The organism is Streptomyces sp. NPDC058576 (genome assembly GCF_042718715.1).
Classification (GTDB): Bacteria; Actinomycetota; Actinomycetes; order Streptomycetales; family Streptomycetaceae; genus Streptomyces.
Genome location: NZ_JBHXPF010000009.1, coordinates 82,757 through 95,659, shown reverse-complemented (window position 1 = coordinate 95,659; position 12,903 = coordinate 82,757). Strand labels below are relative to the sequence as shown.

At 72.4% G+C, this 12,903-nt stretch carries 16 protein-coding genes; 7 read left to right on the top strand and 9 right to left on the bottom strand.

The window, feature by feature from the left end; all coding sequences use genetic code 11:
* The first annotated feature begins 143 nt into the window (after positions 1 to 143).
* From ACFWRV_RS10245 to ACFWRV_RS10235, 3 genes are all read left to right on the top strand, one after another.
* Positions 144 to 1,118 carry an ATP-binding cassette domain-containing protein gene (locus ACFWRV_RS10245; RefSeq protein WP_384331363.1) on the top strand — a complete coding sequence of 325 codons (975 nt, stop codon included), beginning with the start codon at positions 144 to 146 and terminating at the stop codon, positions 1,116 to 1,118.
* Positions 1,115 to 1,954 carry an ABC transporter permease gene (locus tag ACFWRV_RS10240; RefSeq protein ID WP_384331137.1) on the top strand — a complete coding sequence of 280 codons (840 nt, stop codon included), beginning with the start codon at positions 1,115 to 1,117 and terminating at the stop codon, positions 1,952 to 1,954. The genes ACFWRV_RS10245 and ACFWRV_RS10240 overlap by 4 nt, the downstream gene beginning before the upstream one ends.
* A 93-nt stretch (positions 1,955 to 2,047) precedes the next feature.
* Positions 2,048 to 2,572, top strand: a complete 525-nt coding sequence (locus tag ACFWRV_RS10235; protein WP_384331134.1) for a GNAT family N-acetyltransferase — start codon at positions 2,048 to 2,050, stop codon at positions 2,570 to 2,572.
* A gap of 25 nt (positions 2,573 to 2,597) precedes the next feature.
* Here the strand turns inward: ACFWRV_RS10235 and ACFWRV_RS10230 are convergent, their stop codons facing one another.
* Positions 2,598 to 3,062, bottom strand: coding sequence for a MarR family winged helix-turn-helix transcriptional regulator (locus tag ACFWRV_RS10230; protein ID WP_384331131.1), 465 nt, complete (start codon positions 3,060 to 3,062; stop codon positions 2,598 to 2,600).
* Positions 3,063 to 3,253: 191 nt separating this feature from the next.
* Here ACFWRV_RS10230 and ACFWRV_RS10225 point away from each other — a divergent pair, with 191 nt between their 5' ends.
* The 4 genes from ACFWRV_RS10225 (at position 3,254) to ACFWRV_RS10210 (ending at position 5,382) form a co-directional block, all read left to right on the top strand.
* A complete protein-coding gene (locus tag ACFWRV_RS10225) occupies positions 3,254 to 3,910 on the top strand; it encodes a hydrolase (RefSeq protein ID WP_384331128.1) in 657 nt (218 codons plus the stop codon).
* 76 nt (positions 3,911 to 3,986) lie between these two features.
* Positions 3,987 to 4,295, top strand: coding sequence for a GNAT family N-acetyltransferase (locus tag ACFWRV_RS10220; protein ID WP_384331125.1), 309 nt, complete (start codon positions 3,987 to 3,989; stop codon positions 4,293 to 4,295).
* A 30-nt stretch (positions 4,296 to 4,325) separates the two neighbouring features.
* A complete protein-coding gene (locus tag ACFWRV_RS10215; RefSeq protein ID WP_384331122.1) occupies positions 4,326 to 4,592 on the top strand; it encodes a (4Fe-4S)-binding protein in 267 nt (88 codons plus the stop codon).
* Positions 4,593 to 4,611: 19 nt separating this feature from the next.
* Positions 4,612 to 5,382 carry a class I SAM-dependent methyltransferase gene (locus tag ACFWRV_RS10210; RefSeq protein WP_384331120.1) on the top strand — a complete coding sequence of 257 codons (771 nt, stop codon included), beginning with the start codon at positions 4,612 to 4,614 and terminating at the stop codon, positions 5,380 to 5,382.
* Here ACFWRV_RS10210 and ACFWRV_RS10205 read toward each other — a convergent pair.
* The 8 genes from ACFWRV_RS10205 to ACFWRV_RS10170 all read right to left on the bottom strand — a co-directional run bounded on the left by ACFWRV_RS10205 (position 5,339) and on the right by ACFWRV_RS10170 (position 12,815).
* A complete protein-coding gene (locus tag ACFWRV_RS10205) occupies positions 5,339 to 5,950 on the bottom strand; it encodes a Uma2 family endonuclease (protein WP_384331117.1) in 612 nt (203 codons plus the stop codon). The two genes, ACFWRV_RS10210 and ACFWRV_RS10205, sit on opposite strands and share 44 nt — an antisense overlap.
* 160 nt (positions 5,951 to 6,110) lie before the next feature.
* Entirely contained in the window at positions 6,111 to 7,229 is a 1,119-nt protein-coding gene (serC, locus tag ACFWRV_RS10200; protein WP_384331114.1) for a phosphoserine transaminase, read from the bottom strand.
* Between the two features lie 96 nt (positions 7,230 to 7,325).
* Entirely contained in the window at positions 7,326 to 8,555 is a 1,230-nt protein-coding gene (locus ACFWRV_RS10195) for a cytochrome P450 (protein WP_384331111.1), read from the bottom strand.
* Positions 8,552 to 9,814, bottom strand: coding sequence for a cytochrome P450 (locus tag ACFWRV_RS10190; RefSeq protein WP_384331108.1), 1,263 nt, complete (start codon positions 9,812 to 9,814; stop codon positions 8,552 to 8,554). The genes ACFWRV_RS10195 and ACFWRV_RS10190 overlap by 4 nt, the downstream gene beginning before the upstream one ends.
* A complete protein-coding gene (locus tag ACFWRV_RS10185; protein ID WP_384331105.1) occupies positions 9,811 to 10,461 on the bottom strand; it encodes an ATP/GTP-binding protein in 651 nt (216 codons plus the stop codon). Before ACFWRV_RS10185 ends, ACFWRV_RS10190 begins: the two co-directional genes overlap by 4 nt.
* Positions 10,442 to 10,813 carry a DUF742 domain-containing protein gene (locus tag ACFWRV_RS10180; protein ID WP_384331102.1) on the bottom strand — a complete coding sequence of 124 codons (372 nt, stop codon included), beginning with the start codon at positions 10,811 to 10,813 and terminating at the stop codon, positions 10,442 to 10,444. The genes ACFWRV_RS10185 and ACFWRV_RS10180 overlap by 20 nt, the downstream gene beginning before the upstream one ends.
* The gene (locus ACFWRV_RS10175; protein WP_384331099.1) at positions 10,810 to 11,229 is read right to left on the bottom strand and encodes a roadblock/LC7 domain-containing protein; all 420 of its coding nucleotides are present in this window, start codon (positions 11,227 to 11,229) and stop codon (positions 10,810 to 10,812) included. The genes ACFWRV_RS10180 and ACFWRV_RS10175 overlap by 4 nt, the downstream gene beginning before the upstream one ends.
* Positions 11,226 to 12,815 (bottom strand): sensor histidine kinase, encoded by a 1,590-nt coding sequence (locus tag ACFWRV_RS10170; protein ID WP_384331096.1) that lies wholly within the window; start codon positions 12,813 to 12,815, stop codon positions 11,226 to 11,228. The genes ACFWRV_RS10175 and ACFWRV_RS10170 overlap by 4 nt, the downstream gene beginning before the upstream one ends.
* Positions 12,816 to 12,903 lie beyond the last annotated feature (88 nt).

Sequence of the window (12,903 nt, the reverse complement as noted above, 5' to 3'; positions counted from 1 at the left end):
GGTGTACTCAGTTCTCTTCCGGTCAGTCGGAGAAAGCAGGGGGTTGAGCCATGTCCATGCTCCAGAGCGGGATGCACGCCGGGTCGAGGTCCTCGTCGGGGTTCCCGTCCGGTTCCGTGCCGAGGTCCTCGTCCGATCACGCGGTGTTCGCCGAAGGCCTCGTGAAGCGGTACCGGGGGAAGGGCGGGTCGGAGAAGCGGGCGCTCGACGGCTTCGACCTCGCCGTCCGCCCCGGCACCGTCCACGGCCTCCTCGGCCCGAACGGGGCCGGCAAGACCACCGCCGTGCGGGTCCTCGCCACCCTTCTGCGGCACGACGCGGGCCGGGCCGAGGTCGCCGGGCTCGACGTGGCGCGCGAACCCCGCCGCGTACGGAGCCGGATCGGGCTCACCGGCCAGTACGCGGCCGTCGACGAGGGGCTCACCGGGCGGCAGAACCTGGAGATGTTCGGCCGCCTCTTCCACCTCGGCAACCGCCGGGCCCGGCAGCGCGCCGGGGAACTGCTCGACCGGTTCGACCTGACCGAGGCGGCCGACAAGGGCGCCGGGGAGTACAGCGGCGGCATGCGGCGACGGCTCGACCTCGCCTCCTCGATGATCCTTTCCCCCGACGTGCTCTTCCTGGACGAGCCGACGACCGGGCTCGACCCGCGGGGCCGGGGCGAGGTCTGGGACGCGGTCCGGGCGCTGGTGGCGGGCGGTACGACCGTGCTGCTCACCACGCAGTACCTGGACGAGGCCGACAGGCTCGCCTCGCACATCACCGTCATCGACCGGGGCCGGGCCATCGCCGACGACACCCCGGACGCGCTGAAGAACCGGGTCGGCGGCGACCGGATCGAGGTCGTGGCCGCCGACCCGGGGGACCTCGCCGCGGTGGCGAGCGCCGTCGGCCGGGTGGCCGGCGGCGGGCTCGTCGTCACCGACGCACCCGCCCGCCGGGTGCACGCCCAGGTCGCCGACCGGGTCGCCGCCCTCACCGAGGTGGCCCGGAGCCTCCAGGACGACGGCGTCGCGGTGGAGGACATCGGGCTGCGCCGGCCGAGCCTGGACGACGTGTTCCTGCGGCTGACAGGGCACAGCACCGAGAACCTCGACGCCCCGGAGGTGGCGGCATGACCGCACTCGAACGGAATCCCGCGGCGACGGACGGGCCGCGCGCCCATGGCCTCGCCTACTGGGCGGTCTCCGACTGCTGGAACATCACCCGCCGCACCCTCACCCAGTATCAGCGCCAACCTGTCGCGATCGTCTGGCAGTTGGGCTTCCCGATCCTCTCCGTCCTGCTGTACGGATACGTCTTCGGCAGCGCGATGAAGGTGCCCGGGGGCGGGGACTACCGGGAGTTCCTGATGCCCGGCATGTTCGCCATGACCATGGCCATGGGCTTCATGAACACCGCCGTGGCCGTCGTCACCGACGCCTCCAAGGGCGTCGTCGACCGCTTCCGGTCCATGCCGATGGCCCCCTCCGCGTTCGCCTCCGGGCGCGGGGCGGCCGACCTGGTGGTGGCCGCGGCCGAGCTGACCATCCTGGCCGTCACGGCCCTGCTGATCGGCTGGCGCGCGGACGGCGGCGTGATGGGCGCCCTCGGGGCGTTCGGACTGCTCCTGCTGCTGCGGTTCAGCCTGATCTGGGTGGGCGTCTGGCTGGGCATGCTGGTCCCCACCCCGGAGGCGGCCGGCGGGCTGTACGCCGTCGCCTTCCCCCTCACCATGATCTCCAGCACCTTCGTCTCGCCGTCCCTGATGCCGGGCTGGCTGGGCACGATCGCGGCCTGGAACCCGATCTCCTCCACCGCGACGGCCGCCCGGGAGCTGTTCGGCAACCCGGTGGCGGGCGGCGGTACCTGGGTCGAGGAGCACGCCCTGCTGATGGCGGTGGCGTGGCCGATGGTGATCACGCTGGTGTTCCTGCCGCTGGCGGTCCGCCGCTTCCAGCGCCTGAGCCGGTGAGTGGCTGAGCCGGTGCGGCCGTTGAGCCGGTGAGCTGCCGAGTCCCGGAAGCTGAGGGTGGGGGCGGCTGCGGAGCACGTAGGGTCGGGCACCGTGCCGACGACGCCCGCGCCCCCGCCCTTCACCACCGCCCGCCTCGACGCGCTCCCCCTCGATCCGGCGTACGCCGAGGAGATGGCGGCCGTCCTCGCCGACCCCGCGCTGTACGTCTTCACCGGGGGCGAGCCGCCGGAGCCGGCCGTGCTGCGGTCCCGTTACGAGCGCCAGTGCGCCGGTTCGCCGGACCCGGGGGAGCGCTGGTGGAACTGGGTGCTCCGGGTCCGTGGGGAGGGGAGCCTCGCCGGATACGTCCAGGCGACGGTGCGGGGGCCGCGCGCGGAGATCGCCTGGGTGATCGGGACGCCGTGGCAGGGCCGGGGCTACGCGCGCGAGGCGGCGCAGGGCCTCGCGGCGCACCTGGCCTCGGCCGGGGGCGTGCGCGAGTTCGTCGCCCACATCCATCCCGACCACGCCGCGTCCGCGGCGGTGGCGGCAGGGGCGGGGCTCCGGCCGACCGGGGAGTGGGAGGACGGCGAACAGCGGTGGGCCGCGAGGGCGACGCTTCCGCCGATGCCGTAGGGCGACCCGACCGGGAGCCGGCCGGTCAGTCGGGCTGCTTCTCCAGGTGGGCGAGGACGCGGTGCGAGATCCGGGCGAGGGTGTCCAGTTCCTCCTGGGTGAGGGCGTCGATGAACAGCCGGCGGACCTGCTCGACATGCACGGGCGCGGCCTCCTCGATCGCCCGGCGGCCGGCGGGCGTGGCGACGATGAACGCCCCGCGTCCGTCGTCGGGGCAGTCCTCCTTGCCGACCAGCCCGCGCTTGGCCATCCGCGCCACCTGGTGGGACATCCGGCTCTTCTCCCACTCCACCAGTTTGGTCAGGTCCATGAAGCGCATGCGCCCGCCGGCCTCGGTGAGTTTGGCCAGCACGAGGTAGTCGGAGGGGGACATGCGGGAGTCGGTCTGGACCCGGCGGGAGAGCCGCCCGATGAGCTTCTCCTGCATGCGGATGAAGCCGTCCCAGGCGGCCTGCTGTTCCGAGGTCAGCCAGCGCGGCGGTGCGTCCATGAAACGAGCGTAGCGAGGCCGTCCGGGGCGCCTCCACCGGAGGCTCGCCGCTCGCGGCAAGTCTGCCGCCCGGAAAAATGGTTGACGCATCAACCACTTCTGCCTAGTGTGGATGACACGTCAACCACATGGTGTCGGAACGCCGGTCGCCGCCCGGGTCCACGGGCGCGACGCTCCAGAAGGGGAACCCCATGAGCACCCAGAGCAAGGCCGGGCTCGACGCGCTGCTGACGCCCGAGGAGAGCGTCCTGGTGCTGATCGACCACCAGCCGTTCCAGTTCGCCAACCTGAACAGCCATGAGCCGACGATGGTCGTCAACAACGTCGTCGGGCTCGCCAAGGCGGCCAGGGCGTACGGCGTCCCCACCATCCTGACCACTGTTCTGGAGGAGCGCGGCGGACTGCTGATCCAGGGCATCCAGGACGTGTTCCCGGAGCAGAAGCCGATCGACCGGACCTTCATCAACACCTGGCAGGACGAGCGCGTCGTCGATGCCGTCCGGGCGACCGGTCGCAGGAAGCTGATCCTCGCCGGGCTCTGGACGGAGATCTGCCTGGCGATGCCGGCCATCCAGGCGGTGGGTGAGGGGTTCGAGGTCTACGCCGTCACCGACGCCTCCGGCGGCGTGTCGGCCGAGGCCCACGACATGGCGGTGCGGCGCATGATCCAGGCGGGCGTCGTGCCGATCACGTGGCTGGCCGTGATGGGCGAGTGGCAGCGCGACTGGGCCCGCGAGGAGACCGTTCCGGCGGCCGCCGCCGTGCAGGCCCAGCACGGCGGCGCCACAGGGGTGGCCTTCGCCTGGGAGACGCAGCTCCTCGCGGGGCACGCCCGGAGCGCCGCCTGACGCCGGGTCGGGCACGATGACGATGCGCCCCCGCGACCGGGCGGGTGCGGATGACGGACGAACAGAGGGCAGAGGCATGGCAGTCGAAGTGAAGGACGTTCCGGAAGCCAAGCGGTACGAGGCCCGGATCGAGGGGGAGTCCGAGGTCGCGGGCGTCGCGGACTACCTCCGTACGGCGGAACTCGTCGCGTTCCTCCATACCGAGGTCGCACCGGAGTACGAGGGCAGGGGCATCGGTTCGGCGCTGGCCCGCACCGCCCTGGACGAGGCGCGCGCCGCGAACCTGCGGGTTTTGCCCACCTGCCCGTTCTTCGCCGGGTGGATCGCCCGGCACCCGGAGTATCAGGACCTGCTGTACCAGTCCCGCAGCAAGGTCAGCGACTGAAGGTCGGGCACGGACGCGACGGAGGCAGGGATGAGCAACGGTACGGAGAAGAAGTCCTACGAGGGCCGGTCGATCACCGTGACCTTCGAGGCCGGGCGCTGTCGGCACGCCGCCGAGTGCGTCCGGGGCCTGCCGGAGGTCTTCGACACCGGCAGGCGCCCGTGGATCAGGCCCGACGGCGCCGACGCCGAGCGCGTGGTCGACGTGGTGCGGCGCTGCCCCTCGGGTGCGTTGCAGTACGAACGCGTGGAGGGCGGGGAGACGGGCCGCGAAACAACCGAGGAGAAGCGAACGTGAGGCCCTAGGCTGGTGCGCCATGACCGCACCTGATCCGTCACCCGGCTTCCTGCACACCACCCGGACGTCGTACGACGCCATCGCCGAGGGATACGCGAGCTGGACCCGCGACGAGTTGGCGTCCAAGCCGCTGGAGCGGGGCCTGCTGACCGCCTTCGCCGAACTCGTGGCGCGCGTGGCGGAGGACGGCGGCGGGCTTCCGCTGGCGGACGTCGGCTGCGGCACGGGCCGGGTGACCGGGTTCCTGCACGGACTCGGCCTGGGGCTCGACGTGTTCGGGATCGACCTCGCCCCTCAGATGCTGGCGGTGGCGCGGAAGGACCACCCCGGGCTGCGCTTCGAGGAGGGCTCCATGCTCGCCCTCGGCCTGCCGGATGCCTCGCTCGGCGGCCTGCTCGCCTGGTACTCGACGATCCATGTACCGGACGGGGAACTGCCGCGCGCCTTCGCGGAGTTCCGCCGCGTGCTCGCCCCGGGAGCCTATGTGCAGCTGGGCTTCCAGGTCGGGGACGAGCCGTTTCGGCTGACGGAGGCGCTGGGACAGGAGGTCTCGCTCGACTTCCACCGCCGGCAGCCGGAGCGGGTGGCCGAGCTGCTGCGGGACGCGGGCCTGGAGGTGGTGTCCCGGGTGTGGCGGGAGAGGGAGACGGACGGGCCGTTCCCGGAGCGGACGCCGCAGGGGTTCGTCCTCGCCCGCAGGCCGACTGCCCGCCGGCCGTCCGCGCCGGGGGAGCAGGGCGGCGTCCTCAGCGCTTCGGGCGGCCCGCGCGCACGATCTCGTCGACGTTGAGGGAGACTTCGGCGCCGATGGAGGCGGGCAGCGGGGCTTCCTGGCCGGGGGCGTAGACCTCGTGGCGGTCGTAGCCGGCGGGGAGGGGTTCGGTCAGGACGTGGACCCGGCCGTGCTTGCGGTCGACGATCACGTACACCGGAATCTTGGCCTGGGCGTAGGCGGTGACCTTGTGGCGGAGGTCGTTCTGGTAGTTCCCGGAGGTGACCTCCAGGACCAGGCGGAAGCAGGCGGGGTCGTAGCAGTTGTTCTCGATCAGGTGCTCGTCGAGATCGGCGTCGACGATCGCCAGGTCGGGGATCACGAAGTCCTCGGGGCCGCTGGGGAGCCAGAGGCCGATGCCCTGGAGGACCTCCGTCTCCCCGTCGTCGAGTCCGGCGGCGATGAAGGGCCGCATGAGCTTGGTGAGCGCGCGGGCGTGCGGGCCGTCCGGGGGTGGTGCCACGGTGATGACGCCTCCGATGATCTCGACGCGATGCCCCGGAAGCTGCTCCATGAGACGGTTGGCCGTTTCGAGCAGCGTTTCCGGCTCATCGTCACAGGGGTGCTCGACTGCTGCTGCAGACATTGCGGGCCTCCTGGAATGGGCTGGCGTCGAGAGCATCATCGTAGGGCGGGCCAGCCGAGAACCGCGCTTCTGGCATATGCCACCCGGTCGAGTGAAGCAGAAACGGCCCGGCACCCCACGCGGGTGCCGGGCCGTCTCCGTACAGCGGAGAGCCGAAGGGCTACAGCTTCTCGATCACGTAGTCGATGCACGCCGTCAGTGCCTGCACGTCCGCCGGGTCGATCGCCGGGAACATCGCCACGCGCAGCTGGTTGCGGCCCAGCTTGCGGTACGGCTCGGTGTCCACGATGCCGTTGGCGCGCAGCACCTTGGCGACGGCCGCCGCGTCGATCTCGTCCGCGAAGTCGATCGTGCCGATGACCTGCGAGCGCTTCGCCGGGTCCGTGACGAACGGGGTGGCGTACTTCGACTCGTCGGCCCAGCCGTAGAGGTGGCCGGACGACGCGGCCGTGCGGCCCGTCGTGAAGTCCAGGCCGCCCTGGGTGTTCATCCACGTCAGCTGCTCGTTCAGCAGGAAGAGGGTGGACAGCGCCGGGGTGTTGTACGTCTGGTTCTTCAGGGAGTTGTCGATCGCCGTGGGCAGCGAGAAGAACTCCGGGACGTGCCGGCCCGAGGCGTGGATCCGGGCCGCGCGCTCCAGCGCCGCCGGGGAGAACACGCCGATCCACAGGCCGCCGTCCGAGGCGAAGGACTTCTGCGGGGCGAAGTAGTAGACGTCGGACTCGGTGATGTCGACCGGCAGGCCGCCCGCGCCCGAGGTGGCGTCCACCAGGACGAGCGCGCCCTCGTCGGCGCCCGCGACGCGCTTGACCGGGGCGGCGACACCGGTGGAGGTCTCGTTGTGGGTGAAGGCGTAGACGTCGACGCCCGCCTCCGCCCGCGGGTCCGGGTGGGTGCCCGGGTCGGAGGCGATGACGGTGGGGTCGGACAGCCAGGGCGCGAGCTTCGCGGCCTTGGCGAACTTCGACGAGAACTCGCCGAAGTTCAGGTGCTGGGACTTCGACTCGATCAGACCGTGCGTCGCCACGTCCCAGAAGGCGGTGGAGCCGCCGTTGCCGAGGACGACCTCGTAACCCTCGGGCAGGGAGAAGAGCGCGCGCACCCCGTCCCGTACCTCGCCGACCAGGTTCTTGACCGGGGCCTGGCGGTGGGACGTGCCGAGGAGAGAGGTGCCGGTGGCGGCCAGCGCGTCGAGCGCCTCCGTCCGCACCTTGGAAGGACCGGCGCCGAAGCGTCCGTCGGCGGGCTTGATGTCAGCGGGAATCTGGATGTCGGCCACGGGACGGAGCGTAGTCCCTCGGTGGCACGGCTTCGTAACCGTGTCCGTCCGATGAGACATGTGCTCCGACCCGTGGACTCCCCGGACCGGGAACGTCTACGCCTGGTGGCCGAACGGGCAGCCCAGCTCCACCGGCAGCTCGTGCAGGTCGTTCTGCGTCACGATCGGCTTGTTGCGCAGCTCGGACGCCGGGACGGCCAGCTCCAGCTCCGGGAAGCGCTCGTAGAGCGCCGGGAGCGCGACGCCCGCCTCCAGGCGGGACAGGGCCGCGCCCGGGCAGACGTGCGGGCCGTGGCCGAAGGCGATGTGGCGGTTCGGGCTGCGGGTGGCGTCGAACTCGCCGGCCGTCGGGCCGTGACTCTCCTCGTCCCGGCCCAGCGCGCCGAACGAGACGATCAGGCCCTCGCCCTTGGGGAGGATCCGGTCGCCGACCTCGATGTCCTCCGTCGCGAAGCGGATCAGGACGTGCGAGGTCGGGGTGTTCCAGCGCAGCGTCTCCTCGATCACGCCCTCCCACGCGATCTCCCCGTTCAGCACCTTCTTGCGCTGCTCGGGGTGGGTCTGGAGCGCTTCCACGACGTTGACGATCAGGCTGATCGTGGTCTCGTGCCCGGCGGCGATGATCAGTTGCAGCGTGTTGACGATCTCCTCGTCGGTGAGGTGGTCACCGTTCTCGGAGGCCGCGATCAGGGCGCTGGTCAGGTCGTCGCCGGGGTTCGCCCGCTTGGCGTCGACGATCTTCGTGAAGAGGGCCCCGAGGTCCGCCATCATCTGCGGGACCTCATCCGGCGGGGTCTGCGTCGAGAAGAACTTCTCGAACAGCTCCTTCAGCCGCGGGTGGTCCGCCGCGTCCACGCCCATCAGCTCGCTGATCACGTTCATGGGAAGGGGGTAGGCGAACTCGGCCTTCAGGTCCACCGGCCGGCCGGCGGGCAGCGCGGCCAGCTTCTCCAGGCTCGCGTTCGTGAGTGCTTCGATGCCCGACCGCAGCCGCTCCACCCGCTTCACCGTGAGCGCCTGCGCCACCAGCGTACGGAGACGGCGGTGGTCGGCCCCGTCGACGGTGAGCATCGAGCGGCCCGGGTTGGCGAGGCCGATCAGCGGCCAGTCCATCGGTATCTCGCCGCGCTGCCAGGCGTTCCAGACGTTGATGTCCTTGACCACCCGGCTGTCGGTGAGCAGCGCGCGGGCCTCCGCGTGGCGGGTGACCGCGTAGACGTGCACCCCGCCCGGCAGCTCCACCTCGGCCAGCGGACCGGCGGCCCGGAGTGCGGCGCTCTCGCCGTCGAGGTCTCTGACGAAGGGGTCGAGCGCGATGCGGGTCATGCGGGGCCTCCGTGGCTTCCGGGTCTGCCGAGGGCGGGCGTGGGAGTGAAGAGCACCGGCAGGTCCGTCAGACCGCGCAGCCATGGCGACGGGCGGCGGGTGAGCTGCTCGGCGGGGACGGCGAGGTCCACGTCCGGCAGCCGGTCGAGCAGGACCTCGATGCCGGTACGGGCGATGACCTCGGCGGTCTCCTGGGCGGGGAACGGGCAGCGGTGCTCGCCGTGGCCGAAGGAGAGGAAGGCGTTGTTGCCGCCGGTCAGCGTCGAGCCGTCGGTGCGCACCTGCGGATCGCCGTTGGCGGCGGCGAGGCCGAGGAGCAGCAGGTCGCCGGCGCGGATGTGGCGGCCACCGAGGTGGGTGTCGCGGGCGGCCCAGCGGCCGGCCACGTTCTGCGTCGGGGTGTCCTCCCAGAGGACCTCGTTCATGGCCTCCGCGACGCTGTGCCGGCCGCCGGAGAGCGAGGCGGCGAACCGGTCGTCGGTGAGCATGAGCCGCAGCGAGTTGCCCATCCAGTCGGCGGTCGGCTGGTGACCGGCCGCCATCATCACCATGAGGTCCTGGGCGACCTCCTCGTCGGTGAAGCCGCCGGGGTCGGCGAGCATCCGGGTGGCCACGTCGTCACCGGGCTCGGTGTGCTTGTCGGCCAGCAGCCGGAACATCGACGCGCCCAGGTGCTGCTGTCCGGCGAGCGCCCGCTCCCGGCCGTCGATCATGTCGTTGATCGCGCCGACCAGCGGGTGGGCCTCCTCGTCGGAGAAGCCGTAGATCCTGGCCAGCACGAGGGCGGGCAGCAGCTTGGCGTAGTCCGCGATGATGTCGACCGAGCCCTTGGTGCAGAACCGGTCGATCAGCTCGTCCGCGAACTCCTCCGCGTACCGCTTCAGGGAGAACGGGTCGACGCCCTCCAGCGCGTTGCTGATCATCATGGCGCGGACGCTGTGGCGCTCGCCGACCGTGTAGAGGATCGAGGGCTGCTTGCGCCCGATCATCGGCAGCAGCGGCCAGTCGTCGGGGATGCGGTCCCACTGGTTCCACAGGTCGGAGTCCCGGCTGAAGAGGGCCGGGTCGCCGGTGACCTGGTGGAGTTCGCGGTAGCCGAGGACGAGCCAGGCGGGCACGTCGCCGTCGAGGACGACCGGGGCGATCGCCCCGTGGTCGCGCCGCATCTCCCGGTAGAGCCGGCCGGGGTCGCTCTGGAAGCGGGGCCCGGACAGCGGGACGGACGTGTGGGTGACGGGGCAGCCGGAGACAGTGGTCACGGGGCGGGCTCCGGGGTCGGGCCGGCCGCCGCCAGGGCCGCTGCTGGGGCGGCCGCCTGGAGGCGGGCGGCGGAGAGCGCGGCGAGGTGCTCGACGAGCGTGATGAGCACGTACTTGCTGGAGGAGCGGTCGCGGGCGTCGCACTCCACCAGCGGGACGTCCTCCGACAGGTCCAGGGCCTCCCGGATCTGCTGCTCGCTGTGGAGCGGGCCGCCGAAGTCGTTGCACGCCACGATGAACGGCGTGCCGTGGTGCTCCAGGCGGTCGATCGCGTACCAGGAGTCGGCGAGCCGGCGGGTGTCGACGAGGACGACCGCGCCGAGCGTGCCGGAGAACAGCCGGTCCCACAGGAACCAGAAGCGCTCCTGCCCGGGTGCGCCGAAGAGGTAGAGCACGGAGCGTTCGTCGAGCGTGATCCGGCCGAAGTCGAACGCCACCGTGGTGGACGTCTTGGCCTGGACGCCGTCGAGGTCGTCGACGGCCTCGCCCGCGCGGGTCATGGTCTCCTCCGTGTTGAGCGGACGGATCTCGCTCACGGATCGGACCATGGTGGTCTTGCCGACGCCGAAGCCGCCCACGACAACGATCTTGAGTCCGTTGTCGGCGGTGGAGCTCAGGGTGGCGCGGTCAGAGGTTGCGGAGTCCAACGAGCACCTGTTCCAGGATGTCGGGGTCGGGGAGCCGGTCCGCGACACGGGCTGTACGGGGGTGGCGGGCGCTGATCCGGCCGGTGTCGAGCAGGTCGCACAGCATGATGCGGACGATGCTGACCGGCAGGTTCAGGCTCGCGGCGATTTCGACGACGGCGGTGGGGCCCTGGCACATCCGCAGGATCGCGACGTGCTCGGACTGCATCCCCGCGGACGGGTCGCACTCGGCGACGACGAGCGTCACCAGGTCGAAGGCGGCGGAGTCGGACCGGCTGCGGCCCCCGGTGAGGGTGTACAGCCGGTCCGGATCGTCGTCGCGGCCCGGTCGGGGGCGGGGCGCCGTCGTCATCCGGCCGCGACCTCGGCGGGGGTGCGCGGCGGTGCGACGAGATGTTCGCCGAGCTGCTCGACGAGCTCGCTCATGTTGTGGCCGACGAGGCCCACGTCGGAGTCCTCGTCGGCGACGACGGCCAGGTGGGCCCCGGCTCCCGCCTCGACGATGAACAGCACGCCGCCGTAGAACTCGGCCATCGCGGACCGCACGCCGCCGGTGCCGTCGCCGAACTCGATGGACGCGCCGTGCGAGAGGCTCTGGATCCCGGCGGAGATCGCGGCCAGTTGGTCGGCCTGGTCGACGGAGAGCTCGGGGGTGCGGCACAGCTTGAGGCCGTCACGGGACAGGACGAGGGCGTGGCGGGTACCGGGGGTGCGCTCCAGCAGCCCCTCCAGCAGCCAGTTGAGCTTCTCGTCGGTGGTCGCGGTCATCGGGTGTTGCCTTCCGGGTGCGGGGAGTTGGCTCGGACCGCCTTGCTGAAGGTGCTGAAGCGCGCTGCCTGGACCTTCGGGTCGGTGGTACGGGCCCGGGGGGTGTCGGCTTCGCCGGGGGCGGCGTTGCCGGTACGGGCTTCGGCGGCGGCCAGCGTGCGGCCGCGGCGGCGCCTGGGCAGGCCGCTCTCGCCGAACTCGGGCACGGCGCCGGTGGACTCGGACTCCGCGTCCACCGGGGAACCCGGGGACTCCGCCTCCGCCGCCGGGGTCAGGGGCGTGCCGGCGTCGTCCTCGGTGCGGGCCCTGGGGTTCCGGGCCGCGGGGGCGGCGTCGGCGGGGTCCGTTCCGGCGGCCGACGCGTGCGAGGGCTCCGGCTCGGCGGGGGCCGCGGCGGCCGGCGCGGAGGCCGCCGGGGCGGGATCCGTGGGCGCGGCCGCCGGGACCACCGGGGTCGGCGCCGTCGCACGGGAGATGAGGTCCTGAGGAAGCATCATCAGCGCGCCGGTGCCGCCGCGGGCGGACGGCCGGAAGGAGACGGTCAGGCCGTGCTTGCGGGCCAGCCGGCCGACGACGGCGAGCCCGAGGCGGGTGCCGGAGAGGTTGGTGAGGTCCTGGTGGTCGGCGGAGACCGCCCGCTCCGCCCGGCGCAGCTGCACCTCGCTCATGACGAGCCCGCTGTCCTCGACGGTGATGACGATGCCCGCCGGGACCTCCTCCACGTACACATGCACCTCGGCGGTGGGCGGCGAGAAGTTGGCCGCGTTGTCGAGGAGTTCGGCGAGCGCGTGCATCACGCCCTCGGCCGCGTGACCGGCGATGGCGACATCGCTGGTGGAGTGCAGGCGGACCCGCTGGTAGCTGCCGATCCGGCCCATCGCGCCGCGCAGGATCGACTCCATGACGATCGGCTTCGCCCAGCGCCGGCCGGAGCGGGCCCCGGTCAGCACGGCGATGGAGTCGGCGAGGCGGCCCGCCTGGGCGGTCCGGTGGTCCAGGTGGAGGAGGTCCCCGAGCACCGACTCGTCGGAGTGCCGGTGCTCCATCTCGCGGAGGTCGGCCAGCATGCTGGTGGACAGGGCCTGCATCCGCCCCGCCGCGTTGGCGCAGGCGGCGACGGCCGCGGAGCGCTCGGTCTCGGCGCGGGTGGCACGGGCCGTCAGCCGGTCCACGGTGACGCCTAGGCGGGCCTGCTCGGCGGCGGCCGCCCCGGTGATCCGCTCGTTCTCGGCGCGTGCCTCGGCGGCGACCCGGGCGGTCTCGGCGGAGGCGGCGCCCTTGATCCTGGCCGTCTCCGCGGTGAAGCGCTGGGCCTCGACGGCGGAGGCGGAGACCAGGCGCGAGGTCTCGGAGGTGAACCGCTGGGCGTCGGCGGCCCGCAGGGCGCGCAGCGTCCGCGCGGCCCCCAGGGTGTGGACGGTGACGGCCACGCAGACGCTCAGCAGCACGGCGGCTGCGCCCGCGCCCCAGGCCAGCGGGGTCCGTACCGTGTCAGGGGCCGCGGCGACGGCCCACAGGGTCAGCGTGCCGGTTGCGGCTGCCGATATCAGCAGGGCGAGTGCGGTGGGCCGGTGTGAGGGGCGCAATCGGAGTCCTCGGTGGCGGACGGTGCGGTGTGGGCGGAGCTGGTGGGGCGAATTCAGGACACTTCGTCACGGGTGCGGGCGATCCTGC